This is a genomic window from Azospirillum sp. CT11-132, from assembly GCF_047302835.1.
Taxonomy (GTDB): Bacteria; Pseudomonadota; Alphaproteobacteria; order Azospirillales; family Azospirillaceae; genus Azospirillum.
The window spans coordinates 867,493-887,037 of sequence record NZ_JBGLZA010000002.1 but is presented as its reverse complement, the minus strand read 5'-3'; the positions used below and the strand labels follow the sequence as shown (position 1 = coordinate 887,037).

Annotated in this window: 19 protein-coding genes; 13 read left to right on the top strand and 6 right to left on the bottom strand. The window is 64.7% G+C overall.

The window, feature by feature from the left end; all coding sequences use genetic code 11:
- Nucleotides 1–5: 5 nt before the first annotated feature.
- Entirely contained in the window at nucleotides 6–1,007 is a 1,002-nt protein-coding gene (locus ACCD06_RS05635; protein WP_413339382.1) for a hypothetical protein, read from the top strand.
- 64 nt (nucleotides 1,008–1,071) lie between these two features.
- On the opposite strand, the gene ACCD06_RS05630 is transcribed toward ACCD06_RS05635, so the two are convergent.
- Together ACCD06_RS05630 and ACCD06_RS05625 are read right to left on the bottom strand one after the other, a co-directional pair.
- A complete protein-coding gene (locus tag ACCD06_RS05630; RefSeq protein ID WP_413339380.1) occupies nucleotides 1,072–1,770 on the bottom strand; it encodes an RES family NAD+ phosphorylase in 699 nt (232 codons plus the stop codon).
- A 4-nt stretch (nucleotides 1,771–1,774) separates the two neighbouring features.
- On the bottom strand, nucleotides 1,775–2,302 hold the full coding sequence (locus ACCD06_RS05625; RefSeq protein WP_109074702.1) for an MbcA/ParS/Xre antitoxin family protein: 528 nt from the start codon (nucleotides 2,300–2,302) through the stop codon (nucleotides 1,775–1,777).
- A 333-nt stretch (nucleotides 2,303–2,635) separates the two neighbouring features.
- On the opposite strand from ACCD06_RS05625, the gene ACCD06_RS05620 reads away from it, so the two are divergent.
- From ACCD06_RS05620 to ACCD06_RS05585, 8 genes are all read left to right on the top strand, one after another.
- Nucleotides 2,636–3,106, top strand: coding sequence for an SUF system Fe-S cluster assembly regulator (locus ACCD06_RS05620; RefSeq protein ID WP_109074701.1), 471 nt, complete (start codon nucleotides 2,636–2,638; stop codon nucleotides 3,104–3,106).
- A gap of 45 nt (nucleotides 3,107–3,151) precedes the next feature.
- Entirely contained in the window at nucleotides 3,152–4,636 is a 1,485-nt protein-coding gene (gene sufB, locus ACCD06_RS05615; protein WP_136703215.1) for a Fe-S cluster assembly protein SufB, read from the top strand.
- 85 nt (nucleotides 4,637–4,721) lie between these two features.
- Nucleotides 4,722–5,474, top strand: a complete 753-nt coding sequence (gene sufC, locus ACCD06_RS05610) for a Fe-S cluster assembly ATPase SufC (protein WP_413339377.1) — start codon at nucleotides 4,722–4,724, stop codon at nucleotides 5,472–5,474.
- Entirely contained in the window at nucleotides 5,474–6,841 is a 1,368-nt protein-coding gene (sufD, locus tag ACCD06_RS05605) for a Fe-S cluster assembly protein SufD (RefSeq protein WP_413339375.1), read from the top strand. The genes sufC and sufD overlap by 1 nt, the downstream gene beginning before the upstream one ends.
- Before the next feature lie 2 nt (nucleotides 6,842–6,843).
- Complete coding sequence (locus ACCD06_RS05600) at nucleotides 6,844–8,106, top strand: cysteine desulfurase (protein WP_413339373.1); 1,263 nt, start codon at nucleotides 6,844–6,846, stop codon at nucleotides 8,104–8,106.
- Entirely contained in the window at nucleotides 8,103–8,570 is a 468-nt protein-coding gene (sufU, locus tag ACCD06_RS05595; protein WP_085085654.1) for a Fe-S cluster assembly sulfur transfer protein SufU, read from the top strand. The genes ACCD06_RS05600 and sufU overlap by 4 nt, the downstream gene beginning before the upstream one ends.
- Before the next feature lie 16 nt (nucleotides 8,571–8,586).
- Nucleotides 8,587–9,036: an iron-sulfur cluster assembly protein gene (locus tag ACCD06_RS05590; protein ID WP_109074696.1), complete on the top strand. Its 450-nt coding sequence runs from the start codon at nucleotides 8,587–8,589 to the stop codon at nucleotides 9,034–9,036.
- Between the two features lie 23 nt (nucleotides 9,037–9,059).
- On the top strand, nucleotides 9,060–9,404 hold the full coding sequence (locus ACCD06_RS05585; protein ID WP_109074695.1) for a HesB/IscA family protein: 345 nt from the start codon (nucleotides 9,060–9,062) through the stop codon (nucleotides 9,402–9,404).
- Between the two features lie 113 nt (nucleotides 9,405–9,517).
- On the opposite strand, the gene ACCD06_RS05580 is transcribed toward ACCD06_RS05585, so the two are convergent.
- From ACCD06_RS05580 to ACCD06_RS05570, 3 genes are all read right to left on the bottom strand, one after another.
- Complete coding sequence (locus ACCD06_RS05580; RefSeq protein WP_413339370.1) at nucleotides 9,518–10,432, bottom strand: M48 family metallopeptidase; 915 nt, start codon at nucleotides 10,430–10,432, stop codon at nucleotides 9,518–9,520.
- A gap of 478 nt (nucleotides 10,433–10,910) precedes the next feature.
- On the bottom strand, nucleotides 10,911–11,801 hold the full coding sequence (locus ACCD06_RS05575) for a pirin family protein (RefSeq protein WP_413339368.1): 891 nt from the start codon (nucleotides 11,799–11,801) through the stop codon (nucleotides 10,911–10,913).
- A 34-nt stretch (nucleotides 11,802–11,835) separates the two neighbouring features.
- A complete protein-coding gene (locus ACCD06_RS05570; protein WP_413339366.1) occupies nucleotides 11,836–12,168 on the bottom strand; it encodes an antibiotic biosynthesis monooxygenase family protein in 333 nt (110 codons plus the stop codon).
- Nucleotides 12,169–12,631: 463 nt separating this feature from the next.
- On the opposite strand from ACCD06_RS05570, the gene ACCD06_RS05565 reads away from it, so the two are divergent.
- Nucleotides 12,632–15,646, top strand: coding sequence for an MASE3 domain-containing protein (locus tag ACCD06_RS05565; protein ID WP_413339364.1), 3,015 nt, complete (start codon nucleotides 12,632–12,634; stop codon nucleotides 15,644–15,646).
- 24 nt (nucleotides 15,647–15,670) lie between these two features.
- Here ACCD06_RS05565 and ACCD06_RS05560 read toward each other — a convergent pair whose 3' ends face one another.
- A complete protein-coding gene (locus ACCD06_RS05560) occupies nucleotides 15,671–16,780 on the bottom strand; it encodes an ABC transporter substrate-binding protein (RefSeq protein ID WP_109074691.1) in 1,110 nt (369 codons plus the stop codon).
- Nucleotides 16,781–17,023: 243 nt separating this feature from the next.
- On the opposite strand from ACCD06_RS05560, the gene ACCD06_RS05555 reads away from it, so the two are divergent.
- The 3 genes from ACCD06_RS05555 to ACCD06_RS05545 are packed head-to-tail and all read left to right on the top strand — an operon-like array spanning nucleotide 17,024 to nucleotide 19,505.
- Nucleotides 17,024–17,836: an IclR family transcriptional regulator gene (locus ACCD06_RS05555; protein ID WP_413339426.1), complete on the top strand. Its 813-nt coding sequence runs from the start codon at nucleotides 17,024–17,026 to the stop codon at nucleotides 17,834–17,836.
- The gene (locus ACCD06_RS05550; RefSeq protein ID WP_413339362.1) at nucleotides 17,821–18,855 is read left to right on the top strand and encodes a 2-dehydro-3-deoxygalactonokinase; all 1,035 of its coding nucleotides are present in this window, start codon (nucleotides 17,821–17,823) and stop codon (nucleotides 18,853–18,855) included. Before ACCD06_RS05555 ends, ACCD06_RS05550 begins: the two co-directional genes overlap by 16 nt.
- Nucleotides 18,852–19,505 (top strand): 2-dehydro-3-deoxy-6-phosphogalactonate aldolase, encoded by a 654-nt coding sequence (locus ACCD06_RS05545; protein ID WP_413339360.1) that lies wholly within the window; start codon nucleotides 18,852–18,854, stop codon nucleotides 19,503–19,505. The genes ACCD06_RS05550 and ACCD06_RS05545 overlap by 4 nt, the downstream gene beginning before the upstream one ends.
- Nucleotides 19,506–19,545: the final 40 nt, after the last annotated feature.

The following is a 19,545-nucleotide window of genomic DNA, read 5'->3' as shown; positions in this document are numbered from 1 at the left end:
GGCCGATGACGGACGACGTTCGTAAATCCGAAGCCGGGCCGCAGGATCTCGACGCCCTGGAGGGCGACATCCGCGCCAGCCGCGCGCGCATCGGCGGCACCGTCGAGGCGCTGCGCGACCGCAGCTCCCGTCTGCGCGACAGACTGACGCGGTGGTCTCCCCAATCCCTGATGGAGAATTCCATGAAGCACACCTATTCGCCGTCGCAGCAGTCCGACCGCTACGAAAGCGGCCAGACCGTCCATTACCGGCAGTCGCAGTCCCGATCGTCGGGATCGATGCTGGACAACGTGACCAGCAACCCGATCCCGCTGGCCCTGGTCGGCATCGGGCTGGGCTGGCTGGCCCTGTCCAGCACGGGCTACGACCGCCGCATTGCCCGGTCCAGCACCGTCCGCAACGCCCGCCACCGCATGGGCGACGCCGTGGACTACGCCCGCGAATCGCTGAGCGGCGCCGGCGAGAGCGTCCGCAACGCCGCCAGTTCCGCCTATGACAGCGCCTCGGGCGCGGTCGGCTCCGCCTACGACAGCGCCTCGGACAGGGTCAGCGGCATGATGGGGGGTTCGGACGGCGACCATCCAACGGGGCGCGGCGATATCCATGGCCAGCGGCAGTCCCAGTCCTATGCCAGCCGCGGCATGTCGCGCCTCTCCTCCATGGCGCCGTCGGCCGACCATCTGCGCCACCGTGCGCATGACATGTCGACCGGCTTCTGGGACCTCGTGGAGGACCATCCCATCGTCGCCGGTGCCATGGGCGTTGCACTGGGTGCGGCCATCGGCGCCGCCCTGCCGGGCACTCGCTATGAGAAGCAGTGGGTCGGCGAGTATGCCGACGAGGCGACCGAGCGGGCCAAGGCCATCGCAATGGACGCGCTGGACCGCGGCACCCGCGCCGCCCAGGCCGCTGCCGAAACGGTGGTCGAATCGGCGAAGGAAGACCTGCACGACGTCGTGTCGGAGGCCACCGACGCCGCCCGCGCGGAAGTGAAGAAGCCGGGCTGATCGCCCGTCCTTCTACGCTCACCGGACGAACCCCGCGCCACACCAGGCGCGGGGTTTTCCGCATTCAGGTCGACGCTTCCGGCCTGCGCATCGCTGTGCCGACCGTCTGCTGTCGCGCGATCGCGGCACCCTCCACAGGCGCGGTGATCTCATAATGATCGGCCTGGGTGACCTCCCGGATCAGGCGCGGGCGATAGGCGATGGCGTTGACGCCCCCGTCGTGGCGCAAACTGTCGTAGACGATGCCGGCGGCCTGCCCTGCGCGCACCTCCTCCCCGAATGCCTGGGACGCCTGGTAGCTGCCTGCCGCGTAAAGGTCGGGTCGCACGGCGCGCTGGCCCCGGATGTCCAGGAAGTCGCCATCAAGACGGGCGGTGTAGAGACGGTAGGTCAGCCGCATCTCCGGAAGCCGGCGGTAAACGGCCTCGCGCCGAAGATGATGGGCGACTTCTGCGATGGCCGTTTTCAGTGCCCACGCCCCGTACCATGCCCCAAGATCGCCACTGTTGAAGCGGCCACCGGCGGGGGCGGCGTGCAGGAAGGCGGCCATCACGACCGAAGCGTTCGGAACGCAGTAGACCCACTGGTCGCGGGGCAGGCGGGCCACGCGCTCCCGCACCAGACGGTCGTTGGTCCAACCCTCCAGTTCCATGACGGCTTCCAGATCGTCCGGATGCGTCACGCCGTCAAAGGCCGGAATGGGCGGAAACCGTGAAGGGATCAGGCGGTGTGTCGATTGCGGGATGGCAATGGAGGCTGTCACGGTTTCACACGATCACAATGTCGTCGTCGCCGTAGGGGGTGCTCGTCTCGTCCATCGAACCGGGTGGCCCAAACACCCCTCCCCGCCCGGCATCGAGGTAACGACGCACCAGCATGGGTCCGTCCATCGTGCCGTTGGTGACCAGCGCCATCGGCGGCTGACCGCCAAAGGATGGCCCATCGTGCGGGCCGGTCAACCAGTCCATCGCCGCCGACTCCGAGCCGAATAGGATCATCAGCGCCTTGTGGATGCCGAGGACGGCGGAGATGCGCAACAGCACGTCGACCGGCAAGGTCAACTCCTGACCATCGCGCGCCTTGGCGACCCAGCCGAAATAGGTCGAACGGCCGGGCGAACCCAGCACCAGCAGACGCTCGGCCTCCGTCAAACGCCAAAGGTCGGCGATGGCCAGAAAGGCCCGCAGCCCCGGCCCGCTGAGTTGCCGGCGCTTGGTCGGGGAGAACCGATCCGGCAGGAGGAGCGAAGGTCCGGCAGCGATAGGATCGGCGGCGCGGTGAGCACGAGCGGGCATGGCTGGTATCCCTTTTGTCCATAACGGGACTATATAGTCCAGATATGGACATGGTCAATCCCGCCGCCTGAACCTTCACGCAGCCTGTACAGCGCCGACAGCCGCGACACACTGCCGCACCCCATCCCTGCGCCTGCGGCTTCGCTGTAGCGTGGTGGCGGGAGCGGCGCTATAACCAAGCAGCGTTGACGGGTATTGGCAGCGCATCAGCCATGCAAACCCGCCAAACCGGCAGAAACCCTGCACTCTAATCGACAAACGCCCCTTGCCCCCCGGAGCAATCAGGACTAAATTGGTCCTGTATTCGAAACCGGGGTGAAACGGGGTGCGGGCATGATCCGGCTGAGCAAGCTGACCGACTATGCCATCGTCGTGTTGAGCGAGATGGCGCGCCAGGTCGGCACGGTCCACACCGTCGCCCATCTTGCCGACCGCACCGGCGTTCCCGCTCCCACCGTCGCCAAGCTGATGAAGACGATGACGCCGGCGGGGCTCACCACCTCGCAACGCGGCGCTGCCGGCGGTTATGCGCTGAGCCGGCCGGCCGATGCTATCTCCATCGCGGAAATCATCACGGCGCTCGATGGTCCCATCGCGCTGACCGCCTGCGTCGACGGTGCCGACAGCCAATGCGGGGTGGAGCAACTTTGCCCCATGCGCGGCGGTTGGGAAAAGGTGAACCGCGCCATTCGCGGCGCGCTGGAGGAGGTGACGCTGGCCGACATGATGGCCCCCATCACCTTCCCCGCCCCGGCGGCCGCAACGAACTCCACAGCCGCCCAGCCGGCTCGCCCTGCGCACTGAACGGCGCGCACCGAACAGCATTCTTGAGAAGGACGAGGCAAAGCCATGGCCGCCCAACCGGAAACCGTCGAGCAGGTCCGCGCCGTCACGGAACAGAAGTACAAGTACGGCTTCACGACCGACATCGAGGCCGACGTCGCGCCGAAGGGCCTGAACGAGGATATCGTCCGCTTCATCTCCGCCAAGAAGGAGGAGCCGGAGTGGCTGCTGGAATGGCGCCTGAAGGCTTTCCGCGTCTGGCAGACGATGGAGGAGCCGCAGTGGGCCGCCGTCAGCTTCCCGCCGATCGACTATCAGGACGCGCATTACTATGCCGCGCCGAAGAAGAAGGCCGGCCCGAAGTCGCTGGACGAGGTCGATCCGGAACTGCTCAAGACCTACGAGAAGCTGGGCATCCCGCTGCGTGAGCAGGAAATCCTGGCCGGCGTCGAGGGGTCGGAGGGCAAGAGCCCGGCCATCGCCGTGGACGCCGTGTTCGACAGCGTGTCGGTCGCCACCACCTTCAAGGCGAAGCTGGAGGAGATGGGCATCATCTTCTGCGCGATCTCCGAGGCCGTGCAGAAGCATCCGGAGCTGGTGAAGAAGTATCTCGGCTCGGTGGTGCCCTACACTGACAACTATTATGCGACGCTGAACTGCGCGGTCTTCACCGACGGCAGCTTCGTCTACATCCCCAAGGGCGTGCGCTGCCCGATGGAGCTGTCGACCTATTTCCGCATCAACCAGGCCAACACCGGCCAGTTCGAGCGGACGCTGATCATCGCCGACGAGGGCGCCTACGTCAGCTATCTGGAGGGCTGCACCGCCCCGAAGCGCGACGAGAACCAGCTGCATGCCGCGGTGGTCGAGCTGGTGGCGATGGACGACGCGACCATCAAGTATTCGACCGTCCAGAACTGGTACCCGGGCAACGAGGAAGGTGTCGGCGGTATCTACAACTTCGTCACCAAGCGTGGCGCCTGCCGCGGCAGGAACTCCAAGATCTCCTGGACGCAGGTGGAAACCGGTTCGGCGATCACCTGGAAATATCCGAGCTGCATCCTGCAGGGCGACAATTCGGTGGGCGAGTTCTATTCGGTCGCCATCACCAACAACTTCCAGCAGGCCGACACCGGCACCAAGATGATCCACATCGGCAAGAACACCCGCTCGACGATCGTGTCGAAGGGCATCTCGGCCGGCAAGGCGCAGCAGACCTACCGCGGGCTGGTGAAGATCCTGCCCAGGGCGGAGGGGGCGCGCAACCACACCCAGTGCGACAGCCTGCTGATCGGCGACAAGTGCGGCGCCCACACGGTCCCCTACATCGAGAGCCGCAACCGCTCCGCCCGCATCGAGCATGAGGCGACGACGGCCAAGATCAGCGAGGACCAGCTCTTCTACTGCCGCCAGCGCGGCATCTCGGAAGAGGACGCCGTGTCCCTGATCGTCAACGGCTTCTGCAAGGAGGTCCTGAAGGAACTCCCCATGGAGTTCGCCGTGGAGGCGCAGAAGCTGGTGGGCATCAGCCTGGAAGGCAGCGTGGGCTAAAGCCCCCGCCCCCAGAGGAAAACCGACAGAACGTGAAGACCGGACGGCGTGCCGGCGGCCTGAAGAAGACAACGAGGCGAAGACGATGATCGAAATCAAGAACCTGCACGCCACCGTGGACGGCAAGGAAATCCTCAAGGGCGTCGACCTGACCATCCGCCCGGGCGAGGTCCACGCCATCATGGGGCCGAACGGCGCCGGCAAGAGCACGATGTCCTACGTCCTCGCCGGCCGCGACGGCTACGAGGTCACGGATGGGTCGGTCACCTACTACGGCAAGGACCTGCTGGCGATGGAGCCGGAAGAGCGGGCGGCCGAGGGCGTCTTCCTGGCCTTCCAGTATCCGGTCGAAATCCCCGGCGTCGGCAACACCACCTTCCTGAAGACCGCGATCAACGCCATCCGCAAGCATCGCGGCGAGAAGGAGCTGGACGCCATGCAGTTCCTCAAGCTGATCCGCGCCAAGACCAAGGCGCTGGGCATGAACGACGAGATGCTGAAGCGCGCGGTCAATGTCGGCTTCTCCGGTGGTGAGAAGAAGCGCAACGAGACCCTGCAGATGGCGGTGCTGGAACCGAAATTCGCCATCCTCGACGAGACCGACAGCGGCCTCGACATCGACGCGCTGAAGATCGTCGCCGAGGGCGTCAACGCACTGCGTTCGCCGGAGCGGTCGATGCTGGTCATCACCCACTACCAGCGCCTGCTCGACTACATCGTTCCCGACTATGTCCACGTTCTGGCCGCCGGCCGCATCGTGAAGTCGGGCGGCAAGGAACTGGCGCTGGAGCTGGAAAAGAACGGCTACCGCGATTTCGGCGCGAGCGAGGCGGCGTGATGACGGTCCAACACTCCCCACTCCATCCGATGACCTACTCGACGCGGGGCGCCGATCCGGCGACGGCGCCGGCCTTCCTGGCGCCCCTCGATCAGGTGGGCGCCGGCCTGCCCGGCAGCGGCCTGTCCTGGCTGACCGAACTGCGCGCGGCCGGGCGTGAGCGCTTCGCCGCCGTCGGCCTGCCGACGATCAAGAACGAGAGCTGGCGCTACACCAACCTGCGCGACCTCGCCAAGGTCAGCTTCCAGCCGGCCGCCCCCGCCGCCGCCGCGATCGACCTGCTGCCGACCGTCCGGGGCGAGGGCCAGGACGGCCCGCGCATGGTCTTCGTCGACGGCCGCTTCCGCGCCGACCTGTCGTCGGTCGACGGGCTGCCGCCGCGTGTCGATCTGCTGAGCCTCGACGCCGCGCTGACCACCCATTCCGGCCTGCTGGCGGACCATCTCGGCCGCCTCGCCGCGGCGGACGACCGTCCGCTGGTGGCGCTGAACAGCGCCTATCTCGCCGATGGTGCGGTCCTGCACGTGCCGGCCAACGTCCAGGTCGAGCGTCCCATCGAGGTGGTCTTCGTCTCGGTCGGGTCGGAATCGCAGGCGACCACCTGCCATCCGCGCATGCTGCTGATCGCGGAGGCCGGATCGAAGGCGGTGGTGGTCGAACACCATGTCGGCCGCGGCGCCGGCACCACGCTGGCGAACCACGTCACCGAGGTGTTCGTCGGCGAAGGCGCCACCCTGCACCATTACAAGTCGCAGCGTGAGGGCGCCGGCGCCATCCACCTGTCGCACATCGCGGCGACGGTGGCGACCGGCGGCTGCTACGACAACTTCATCCTGACGACGGGTGCGAAGCTGTCGCGCAATGAGGTGGTCAGCCGCCTCGACGGCACCGACGCCCGCACCCATGTCAGCGGCGGCTATCTGGTCCGCGGCACCCAGCATGCCGACACCACCACGCTGATCGTCCACGCCCAGCCCAACGGCACCAGCCGCGAGGTCTACAAGGGCGTCATCGACGACACGGCGCGCGCGGTGTTCCAGGGCAAGATCACCGTCTGCCCGGATGCGCAGAAGACCGACGGCTATCAGCTGAACCGCGCCCTGCTGCTGTCCGACGGGGCCGAGATCGACAGCAAGCCGGAACTGGAAATCCATGCCGACGACGTGAAGTGCAGCCACGGCTGCACCGCGGGCGAGCTGGACGACGACGCGCTGTTCTACCTGCGCGCCCGCGGCATCGACCGCGACACCGCCCAGGGCCTGCTGATCGGCGCGTTCCTGTCGGAATCCTTTGAGGAGATCGCCGAGGAGTCGATCCGCGACGCCTTCCAGGAAATCGTGGCCGGCTGGCTGGAGGAGCAGAAGTAACCATGTCCGATGCCATCCTGAACCAAGCCTACGACGTGCAGCGGGTGCGGGAGGATTTCCCGATCCTCGCCCGCAGCGTCCACGCCAGGAAGGGAAAGCCCGGCAAGCCGCTGGTCTATCTGGACAGCGGGGCATCCGCCCAGAAGCCGCGTCAGGTCATCCAGGCCATGACCCGCTTCCTGGAGGAGGACTATTCCAACATCCACCGCGGCGTTCATTTCCTGTCGCAGACCGCGACCGACCAGTTCGAGGCGGTGCGCACCAAGGTCGCGCGCTTCCTGAACGCGCCCAACGACCGCTGCATCGTCTTTACCCGCAGCTCGACCGAGGCGATCAACCTCGTGGCCGCCAGCTATGGCCGCACCTTCCTGAACGAAGGCGACGAGGTCATCCTGTCGATCATGGAGCACCACGCGAACATCGTTCCGTGGCAGCTGCTCCAGGCCGAGAAGAAGATCGTCATCAAGGTCGTGCCCTGCGACGAGGACGGCGTCCTCGACATGGACGCCTACAAGGACCTGCTGTCCGACCGCACGAAGCTGGTGGCGATCACCCACTGCTCCAACGTTCTCGGCACCGTCACCCCGGCCAAGGCCATCGCCAGGCTGGCGCATGAGCGCGGCGTGCCTGTCCTGTTCGACGGCAGCCAGGCGGTGGTGCACGGCACGGTCGACGTGCAGGACATCGACGCCGATTTCTACGTCTTCACCGCGCACAAGCTCTATGGACCGACCGGCCTCGGCGTGCTGTACGGCAAGTACGACCTGCTGAAGAAGATGCCTCCCTACCAGGGCGGCGGCGACATGATCGAGAGCGTCACCTTCGAAGGCACCACCTTCAAGGCGCCGCCCTCGCGCTTCGAGGCCGGCACGCCACCGATCACCGAGGTCATCGGCCTGGGCGCCGCCATCGACTATGTAGAGGCTCTCGGCCGCGACGCCATCGCCGCGCACGAGCACGATCTGCTGCAATACGCGACGCAGCAGTTGTCGCAGATCGACGGCCTGCGGATCGTCGGCACCGCGCCCGGCAAGGGACCGATCATCTCCTTCGCACTGGAGGGCGTGCACCCGCACGATGTCGGCACCATCGTCGACCAGTATGGCGTCGCCGTGCGGGTCGGCCGCCATTGCGCCGAGCCGCTGGCCGAGCGGTTCGGCGTCGGACCGACCGTCCGCGCCTCTTTCGGCCTGTACAACACGCGGGAGGAAGCCGACGCCCTCGTCCAGTCCCTCCAGGCGGTCAAGGAGTTCTTCGGAGCATGATGGACGATCTGCGCGAGCTGTATCAGGAAGTGATCCTGGACCACGGCAAGAATCCCCGCAATTTCCGCCATCCCGACGACGCCAATCGCGAAGCGAAGGGCGAGAACCCGATGTGCGGCGACCGTTTCATGGTCTATCTGACCCTGAAGGACGGGGTGGTGGACGATGTGGCCTTCCAGGGCCGCGGCTGCGCCATCTCCACCGCCAGCGCCTCGATGATGACGGAACTGGTGCGCGGCAAGACGGCGGCAGAGGCGGAGAAGCTGTTCCACGCCTTCCACGAGCTGTGCACCCAGGACGAGCCCGACATCCCCGAGGGTGTCGATGACGAGACCATGGAAAAGCTGATGGTGATGTCCGGTGTGCGCCAGTTCCCGGTGCGGGTGAAGTGCGCGACGCTGGCCTGGCACGCCATGAACGCGGCACTCCACGGCGAGGCTGCGGCCTCCAGCGACCAGTATTGAGGGAAGGGGGATCGAAATGCCCGATGAAGCACTGACGCAGCGCCCGATCGCCCCGAACCCGGCCGAAGCCGAGGCGCAGTTGAAGGCCGACGCGGCGAATGAGGGCTCCGAGTCCAAGGACTTCGCGCCGATGCCCAAGCCGCCCGAGGGTTACGACCCGCGGGAGGAGATCATGGATCGCGTCGTGGCGGCCATCAAGACCTGCTACGACCCCGAAATCCCGGTCGACATCTGGGAACTCGGCCTGATCTACCGTGTGGACATGGATGGCCAGCGCAATGTCGAGATTGATATGACGCTGACCAGCCCCATGTGTCCGGTGGCCGGCGAACTGCCCGAGCAGGTCCGTCAGGCCGTTCTGGGCGTCGAGGACGTCAACGAGGTCAAGATCGAGCTGGTGTGGGAGCCGCCCTGGCACCAGGGCATGATGTCCGAAGAAGCCCGCCTTCAACTGGATATGTTCTGAGCAGTATTTAGGAGACCGTCACCATGGCCCGTTCCCTGCCCAAGGCGCTCACGATCACCGACGCCGCCGCGGATCGCGTCAAGGCGCTGATGTCCAAGGCCAACGACGAAGTCGTCGGCCTGCGCATCGGCGTGAAGGCGCGCGGCTGCTCCGGCCTCAGCTATGACGTTCAGTATGCCAAGGAAAAGCTGAAGTTCGACGAGGTGGTGGAGGACAAGGGCGTCACCGTCCTGATCGACCCGGCCGCCGTCATGTTCCTGATCGGCAGCGAGATGGACTATGTCGACGACAAGTTCCAGACCGGCTTCGTTTTCAAGAATCCGAACGAGAAGGGCCGCTGCGGCTGCGGCGAGAGCTTCCACGTTTGAACGGTTGCTGCACAGGGGGCTGCTCCGATGCCCCCTGCGCAGCCGAATCTCGACATCGAGTTGAAGATTTTTACATTGACGTACGCCTAAATCTCTTAGGGCTTAATTTCCATCTATCTTCCGTGACGGTCTCTGAGAGCTTCTTCAAGCTTAACTCTGTCAATGTGGTGCTTGGCGACAAATTCCAGATAATGCTCCGGAACCGTTTCCTTCACGAATGCCATGATATTCAAATAGCGGTCAGTCATATGAGGGTAAGAAGAAAAGAATCGTGCGACACCAGCGAAAAAACTACTGTTTACAATACGAGATTGGAAAATAAATGTATCACTGGAAACCTTCCCGTATAGAGCTTTTCCAATCAGTAGCTTGCTCATTCCTGTAATTGCCGCTTCTACCTCACCGCAAAGCGCCAGACCAATTCTGTCACCAGAATAGATAATGCAACGCTCATAAGGCAAAACAAGCAAATTCAGAAGCGGGAATTTCTTGATGGCCTCCATTATTTCAAAAACAATTGGGAAATAGTGGTCTTTTTTTACTTTCATGTACCCAACAAATCTCGCTATTGCCCATTCTATGTCTCGATAATTTTTGGCCGATTCGCAAGATTCGACAAAGGATGAATGTATCACGATAAATTTTGTTGAAAAGAATCTGTGCAGTATCATGTTCACAGTTCCACTCTCTACGATGTATATCTCCACATCCTTATGATACCCAATCTTATCTTTTACAGATTCCAATATGGTTGCGATCTGTGGAAAGTTATCATATCCTACTTTCACTGCGTTTCCGACAAGTAGCGCTTTCGTAAACTCCATACCAATCCAAATTGCCAGAAACAATAGAGCTGTATACGAACTTACAAAGATAAAGAATATGTGGTTATTAAGACTCATGTAAGCGATCCATAAAATTATCGGCAACACCGCTATCACTGCAACCACAAACCTTGAATTCGTCATTGGGTGAAGATATTGCTTCACATCGAATGTCGCTCCATTATTTATGGTGTAAGCACTCATATTAACTCTCCAAATAGTTGATTGAATTCATAACAAGCTCTTTTGAGTATATGCACATCCTCCCTATGCATGGAATGCGACAATCAACGCAAATATGTTCTTTTTTTACCGATAATAATACGGATGTAGGACAACGACAGGAGAATGTGCCATGAGCTTGCAAGGCTTCGTTCTGCTCTGGCGTTGCGAAGATCATTTTGTATAGAGACTAGATTTTTGTTTGCCCGCCTGCACAACGCATAAGACATTTACAAAAAAGAGCATGAATGTATGGCAGAAAAAAATGCCAAATCCATCATAGCCCAATGCCTTACAGAAGGAGATCGAAAACTATCCTTCACTAGAATTCGCAAAATCCAGTCGGCAAACAAATCCAGCGACACAATCGCTTCGCAGCGATTGGTCCCCATAAGGCACTCCGCTTTTCCTTCTCAATTTCAGGAATGCCACCAGCAGCTTCGGTAACTTGTCATCCAAATCACGACATCGGGTTGGCCGGCTTCGGCATCTCCGGCAGCGGGATGAACTCGCCGTCGTCCAGGTCCGGCAACTTCATGCGCCCGGCCCGCCAGTCGGCCTTGGCCTGTTCGATGCGCTCCTTCGATGAGGACACAAAGTTCCAGTCGATGAAGCGCTGCCCCAGCGGCTCGCCGCCGATCGCCATGACGATGGATTGCGTGGCGGCGGTCAGTTGCGCCGGCTGCCCAGGGGCGAAGACGATCATCCGCCCGGCTTCGACGCGCTGCCCCTCGGCCTCCACGCTACCGGCCACCACATAGGCCGCGCGCTCCCACCCGTCTTCCGGCAAGGACACGCGGGCGCCGGGGGCGAGATCCCAGTGGATGTAGAACAGCGGCGAATGGGTCTTCACCCCCGCCTTGGAACCGAAGGCCTCCCCCGCCACCAGCCGGCCGTGCACGCCACCCTCCTCGAATACCGGCAGGTCGCCTGTTCCGTAATGGCTGAAGGCCGGATCGGTCTCCTCATCCGCTTCGGGCAGGGCGACCCAGGCCTGGATTCCATGCATCCGCCCGCCTTCCATCCGGGCGCGCTCGAAGCGTTCGGAATGGGTGATGCCGCGCCCGGCGGTCATCCAGTTCACCTCGCCCGGCCGGATCGCCTGTTCGGAGCCCACGCTGTCGCGGTGCATGATCTCGCCCTCGAACAGGTAGGTGACGGTCGACAGCCCGATGTGCGGGTGGGGGCGCACGTCGACGTCGCGGGGCAGGCCCGGCTCGAAATCGACCGGCCCCATATGGTCGAAGAAAACGAAGGGGCCGACCATCCGCCGCTGAACGAAGGGCAGAATCCGCCCCACTTCGAATCCGCCGAGGCTCTTTCGCCGCTGCTCGATCACCAGCTCCAGCATGGGTCTTCCTCCCGTCGGTTCAAATGTTTTGGGGTCAGGCGTTCGGATCGCGCGGCACGGTCTGGATCACTTCGAACCCTTCGAACTCCGGCGGCCCGACATACAGCGGCTTGCGCGCGCCGGCGTTGCCATGGGCGTTGCGGAAGGCCTCCGACCGCGTCCAGGCCTGGAAAGCGGCTTCCGAGTCCCACACGGTGTGGGAGGAATAGAGCCGGTATTCGTCCCGGTCCGGCCCGCGCAGCATATGGAATTCGACGAAGCCCGGCACCTTGTGCAGATGGACCTCGCGGTTCAGCCAGACCTCTTCGAATTCCTGCTCGGCCCCGTGGCGGACCTTGAAACGGTTCATCGCGATGAACATGCGCATTCCTTCCCGATTGGTCGACAGGCCCGACCCGGTCGAGGATAAGGGTGGAAGGCCAGACCGGCAATCGACCTGACGCCGCTCCCCCATATGCCCGATCGGAACCAGGGCCGGGATAATGGCCCACCGCCGAGCAATCGACATTTCTCTTTATATTCCAGTAACTTGCGACTGATTTTCTCTGCCGCTCCCGCAGACCGTCCCCGGCTGGGGTAAAATGCCCTCCCCCTCTCCTGCCCCGAAGGCCCCCGCATGCACAGCATCCGCCAAGCCCCGACCTTCCCAGCCGATCCCGGCGGATGGAACATTGAACAGTCGCCACGGAGATGTTTCACGGTGTTTCAAACCTTCGGAACGGCGGGAGGCGGCGGAGCATGGACTGCCGATACCGTTAAGCTCTAATATACGCAAAAGAGGTATAAACACCGCAAACCGGGCGACCGACCAAGCGGCCAGGGGGGACGGAATGACTTCAACAGGTCCGGCGAAGACGGGGGCGCTGCAGGGTCGCACGAAGCCGCCCGGCGCCATCGCGACGCTCATCATCCTCTCCATTCCCTTCCTGCTGGTCCTTCAGGCCGCCCGTCTCCCCGGTTCGATGGAGATTGCGCATTACCTGCCGCTGCATACCTTCTTCGAAACCTTCGCCATCGCCGTCGCCGCCCTGATCTTCGCCATCGGCTGGCATTCCCACACCGCCGAGACTCCGCCGGCCCTGCTGGCCCTGTCCACCGGCTTCCTCGGCGTGGCGCTGCTCGATTTCGGTCATCTGCTGTCCTATGCGGGAATGCCCGACTTCGTGACGCCGTCGGGGCCGGAGAAAGCCATCGCCTTCTGGCTCGGCGCCCGGCTGATGGCGGCGATCGCCCTGCTGATGGCGGCGACCCTGCCCTGGCGCCCGGGATCGGCGGCGCTGCGCTATCCGCTGATCGTCGGGGTGCTGCTGGCCACCGCCGCGCTGTTCTTCGCCATCCTGTGGTACCCGGACCTGCTGCCGCGCACCTATCTGCCCGGCCAGGGGCTGACGCCGCTGAAGGTGGCGGCCGAATATGCGCTGGTTCTTCTCTATGCCGGCGCCGCCTTGATTTTCCACCGCCGCCGGCGCGCGGCGCAGACTCTGGACGTCCATCGCCTTGTCATCGCCGCCGTCGCCATCGCGATCAGCGAGATGTGCTTCACGCTCTATCTCAGCGTCTACGACCTCGCCAATGTGGCCGGGCACATCTACAAGGTCATCGGCTACTGGTACCTGTACCGGGCCGTGTTCGTCACCGCCGTGCACCATCCCTATGACGCCCTGCACAGTTCCCAGCGCGACCTGTGGCGGGAGAAGGAGCGGGCGCGCGTCACGCTGCTGTCGATCGGCGACGGGCTGATCGCCACCGACACCGCCGGCCGCGTTGCCCTGATGAACCCGGTGGCGGAACGCCTGACAGGCTGGACGGTGGCCGAAGCGGTCGGCCGACCGGTCGCCGAGGTGTTCGATATCGAGAATGCCGAGACGGGGCAACGGGTGCCGGTGCCGGTCCAGCAGGTGCTGGAGAACGGCCAGATGGTCGGCCTCGCCAACCACACGGTGCTGGTGGCGCGCGACGGCAGCCGCAGCCACATCGCCGACATGGCGTCCCCCATCCGCGATCACGACGGCGCGCTGCACGGCGTCGTCATGGTCTTCCAGGACGTGACCGAGACCTATGCCAGCCGCGAGGCGTTGAAGGACAGCCTGTCGCTGAACACCGGCATCCTGGAGAGCGCGGCCTGCGGCATCATCGCCACCACACTGGACGGCGTCGTCCGCGTCTTCAACCGCGAGGCGGAGCGGATCTTCGGTTATCCGTCGGAGGAGATCGTCGGCACCACCGACCTGCCGCGCCTGTACGACCAGGACGAACTGCGCGCCCATGCCGACATCCTTTCCGCGGAACTGGGCCGGCCGGTGCGGGCGGGTTTCGATGCGCTGGTCGCCCGCACCCGCGATCGCGGCCAGCCCGAACCCGGCGAATGGACAGGACTGCGCAGGGATGGCGCACGCATTTCCGTTTCCACCCTGACCAGCATGCTGCGCGACAGCGGCGGCTCGGTGCGCGGCTACCTGACCGTGGTGATGGACGTCACCGAACGGAAGCGGACGGAGCGGCAGATCGAAAAGCTCGCCTACTACGACCCGCTGACCGACCTGCCGAACCGCCGCCTGCTGCTGGAGTATCTCGACGGTCATCTGCGGGCTGCCCGCCAGACCGGCCGCTATGGCGCGCTGATGTTCCTCGACCTCGACGACTTCAAGGGACTGAACGACGCCCGCGGCCACATCGTCGGCGACATGCTGCTGCGCGAACTGGCGGCGCGGCTGAACGCCACCCTGCGCAAGGGCGATCTGGTCAGCCGGCTGAGCGGCGACGAGTTCGTCATCCTTCTGCCCGACCTGGGTGCGACGGCGGACGAGGGGGCGGAGATCGCCCGGCGGGTGGCGGAAAAGCTGCGGTTGGCGGTGGCCCAACCCTTCCAGCTCGACCGTTGCGAACACAGCATCTTCGCCAGCATCGGCCTGACCGTCTTCCCCAAGTCGCCGGACGAATCGGTGGAGGACCTGCTGAAACAGGCGGACACCGCCATGTATGCCGCCAAGGACGGCGGACGGAACACCATCCGCGACTATGACCCCACCATGCTGGTGGACGCCCAGGCGCGTCTGCTGTTGCAGCAGGATTTGCGCAAGGCGGTCGATGCCGGGGAATTCACCCTGTTCCTGCAGCCGCAGACCCGGGCCAACGGCACGCTGGTGGCGGCGGAGGCGCTGATCCGCTGGCAGCATCCGCAGCGCGGCTTCGTCGCCCCCGGCGCCTTCATCGCGGTGGCGGAGGAGTCCGGTCTGATCCTGCCGCTGGGCGACTGGATCCTGCTGGAGGCCTGTCATGTGCTGCGCCGTCTGGCCGATGCCGGCAGCGATTGCCACCTGTCTGTCAACATCAGCCCGCGCCAGTTCCGTCAGCAGACCTTCTGCGCGGGCGTCATCGCCGCCCTGCGCGCCACCCGCACCGACCCGCGCCGTCTGACGCTGGAGATCACCGAGGGCATCGCCGTCAGCGACTGCGCCGACACCGTCGCCAAGATGTCGGAACTGGCGGCCTTCGGGATTGCCTTCTCACTGGACGATTTCGGCACCGGCTTCTCGTCGCTGTCCTACCTGAAACAGTTGCCGGTGGGGGAAATCAAGATCGACCGCTCCTTCGTCCAGGATGTCAATCGCAACAGCCACAATGCCGTGCTGGTGGAGACGATGCTGTCGATTGCCAGCCGGCTCGGCCTGAAGGCGGTGGCGGAGGGGGTCGAGACGGCAGCCGAACGGGACTTCCTGGAAGACCGCGGTTGCACGATCTTCCAGGGTTATTATTTCGATCGGCCGATGCCTGTCGAAGACTTCATCCGCAAATACGTGACGAAGTCGGAACTCACAGTCATGGAAGAGCCGGCCCATGCCTGAGACCGGGCCGGCTCCGGAACCCTGTTACTTCTGGGCAATCATCTTGGGCTGGCCGTTGCTCCAGACATACATGACGTAGTTCGGCTTGGTGATGTCACCCTTCTTGTCGAACTCCACCGGACCGACAACGGTGTCGAAGCTGTTGGCGTGCAGGGCCTTCGCCAACTTCCCGCTGTCGGTGCCGCCGGACTTCTGCAGGCCCTCGGCAATGACCTGGACTGCGGCGTAGCTGTAGAAGGCGAAGTTGCCCGGCTCCGGCAGGCCGGCCTTCTTGAAGGAGGCGATCAGTTCCTGCGCCTTGGGATCGCTGGCCGCCGACGCGCTGTCGGTGTAGAGCGTGCCCTCGCCGGCCGGACCGGTGATCGACCAGTATTCCTGGTTGTTCAGGCCGTCACCGGCGATGAACTGCGGCTTCAGCCCCTGCTCCTGCGCCTGACGGACGATCAGACCCAGTTCCGGATGGTAACCGCCGTAATAGACGGCATCGATGTTCTTGTCCTTCAGGCTGGTGATCAGCGCCGAGAAGTCCTTCTCGCCGGCCGTCACCGACCCGCGATAGGCGACCTTGCCACCCGCCTTCTCCAGCGTCTGCACCACGACGTCGGCCAGCCCCTTGCCATAGGCCTGCTTGTCGTCCAGCACGGCGATGTTCTTGCCCTTGAAGTGCTCAGCCAGATAATTGCCGGCAACCACGCCCTGCTGGTCGTCACGGCCGCAGACGCGGAAGATGTTCGGATGGCCCTTGGCGGTCAGCAGCGGGTTGGTGGCGGTCGGGGTGACCATCACCACGCCTTCCTCCTGGTAGACGTCGGCCGCCGGGATGCTGGCGCCGGAGCAGAGATGGCCGACCACGGCGGTAACCTGATCGCGCACGAACTGGTTGGCGACGGCCACCGCCTGCCGCGGGTCGCAAGCGTCGTCGCCCACCTTCAGCACCAGCTTCTGGCCCAGCACGCCGCCCTTGGCGTTGATGTCCGCGACCGCCTGCTTGGCGCCATACACCGACTGCTCACCCAGTGCCGCCACCGGCCCCGTGGTCGCCGTGCCGAGTCCGATCACGATGTCGGCCTGCGCCGTGCCGAAGCCGGCCAGCAGCGCCGTCGCGCTGACGAAGGAAAGGACGGTGAGACGCATGGTTGGTTCTCCCAGGATTGCTGTTTTGTACGGGACCATATCCGCCGGTCCCGGCATGTTTCCTTTTCTGACCGATACGACAGGAATTTGAAAGCGCGATCATGGGTTTCGCAGCGCTCCGAAGGCAGCCGCGACCGTTCGTCGCCGTTATGAGTGTCCCACTATTTGGTATCATGCAAAATTATTTGACACACTTTGGCGCATGCGCCAGCATCGGGGAAATCAATGGTGGTCAAACAAACCATGGGCGCGGAGATGGGAGCGACAGAGCAGAAGGCTGATGCCGGAAGGACCCAGGGCACCGGAACACAGACCTTGCTGCGCGGACTTGCGCTTCTGGAATGCGTGGCGGACGGCATCGGCGACGTGAAGGGCATCGCAGCACGGCTCGGCACCCCACGCAGCACCACCAACCGCATGCTCACCAGTCTGGTGGCGGAGGGCTATCTCCACCACATCCCCTACAAGGGCTACCTGCTGGGACCCAAGCTCATCCAACTCGGCATGAAGGCGCTGGAACAGCGCCCGCTGGTCGCCATCGCCCGCCCGCATATCGAGGCGCTGGCCCAGGCCACCGGCGACACCGTCCACCTCGGCGTCGAGGAGAATGGCGAGGTTTTCTACCTCGACAAGATTCCCGGTACCCGCGGGTTGGAAATGCGGTCGCGCACCGGACAGCGTATGCCGCTCGCCTCCACCGGACTGGGCAAGGCGCTGATGCTTGGGATGCCGCCGGCGCGCTGGCGGGAGCTCCATGCGATGACCTGTCCGGCAGAGTCGCCCGTCGGCCGCCCGCGTCCGGCGGACCTGCCGGTGTTCGAGGAACAACTGAACCGCTACGTCGCCCAGGGATGGGCGATGGATTTGGAAGAAAACGAACTCGGCATCCGCTGCGTCGCCGCACCGGTGCGCGACGGCCGGAATCTGGTGGTGGCGGCGGTCAGCGTCGCCAGCGCCGTCCCCTACATGCCTGACGACCGCATGGCGACGCTGGGCCCGCTGGTCCGCGCGACGGCGGAGGCAATTTCCAAGGATCTGGGATGGACCGCACCGTAACCTCCTCTGCCGGAACCACCTCCAACCGTCCCGCGCTGATCGGGCTGGATTGGGGCACGTCGAGCCTGCGCGGCTTCCTGCTGGACGGCTCCGCCCGCATTCTGGCCGAGCGGTCGAACGGACACGGCATTCAGAACCTGCCGCAGCCCGGCGCCGCGGGTTTCGATGCGGCATTGACCCTTCTGTGCGGCGACTGGCTGGACACCCACCCCACCCTGCCGGTGGTGGCCGGCGGCATGGTCGGCAGCGCCCAGGGCTGGGTCGAGGCGCCCTATGTCACCACGCCGGCCGACGCAACGACGCTGGCCGACCAGGCGGCACGGGTCGAGACGGCGGCCGGCCGCCAGATCCTGATTGCGCCGGGCGTCCTGCATGATCCCGGCACCGCGATTCCCGACGTGATGCGGGGCGAGGAAATCCAGATCGCCGGAGCGCTGGCCGAGAATGCCGGTTGGGCGCGCAATGCCTGCGTCGCCATGCCCGGCACCCACTCCAAATGGGTCCAGGTCGCCGACGGCCGCATCGCCGGCTTCTCCACCTACATGACGGGTGAACTGTTCGCGGTCCTGAAGACGCACTCCCTGCTCGGCCGCCTGATGCCGGCCGGGGTCGACGCGACGCCGGAGGATGAGGAGGCGGCCTTCGCCATCGGCATCCGGGCGGCTCAATCGGCCGGGCCGGGCGACCTGCCGCACCAGCTGTTCGCCACCCGCACGCTGGGGCTGACCAAGCGCCTGCCGCCGGAAGCGCTGGCGCATTATCTGTCGGGCCTGCTGATCGGGCACGAGTTGCGGTCCGGACTGGCGCTTCTGGCAGAGATGCCGGCCGGCACGCCGCTGCTGCTGATCGGCGATCCGGCGCTTTGCCGCCGCTACAACCGCGGCCTCGCCGCCTTCGGCACCACGCCTGCCGCGCAGCTTGGCAATACCGCCCCCCGCGGCCTGTTCCAGTTCGCCGCGGCGGCCGGACTGCTGTCCTCCGCATCTGCCACGCCCTCCAGCATCAAGAGCGCACCATGACAGAGCTTTCGCTTTCCGCCCGCGTCGACGCCGCCTTCGCCGCCCTGCCGCTGGTCGCGATCCTGCGCGGCCTCACTCCGGCGGAGGCTGTGCCTGCGGCCAATGCGCTCTATGACGCCGGCTTCCGGCTGATCGAGGTGCCGCTGAACTCGCCCGATCCGTTCGACAGCATTGAGGCCATCCGTCGCGCCCTGCCGCGGGACGCGCTGGTTGGCGCCGGGACGGTCCTGGCGCTGGATCAGGTCGACAGGCTGGCCGCCATCGGCGCCGATCTGGTGGTGATGCCGCATGCGGACACCGCGATCATCCGCGCCGCCAAGTCGCGGTCGATGATCTGTGTTCCCGGCGTCGCCACCGCGACGGAGGCCTTTACGGCGCTCGCCGCCGGCGCCGATGCGCTGAAGCTGTTCCCGGCGGAGCAGATCACCCCGCCGGTGGTGAAGGCTCTGCGCGCGGTGGTTCCGCACAGCGTGCGGCTGCTCCCCGTCGGCGGAATCACGCCCGATACCATGCAGCCTTACCGGGTTGCGGGTGCCGCCGGCTTCGGTCTTGGCTCCGCCCTCTACAGCCCGGGCTTGCCGGTTGCCGACTTGGCCGCCCGTGCGGCCCGCTTCGCCCAGGCTTGGGCGGAAGGGACCGCCGTCCGCTGAATTCACCTTCCATTTTCATCACCCAACGACCGGCGCACAC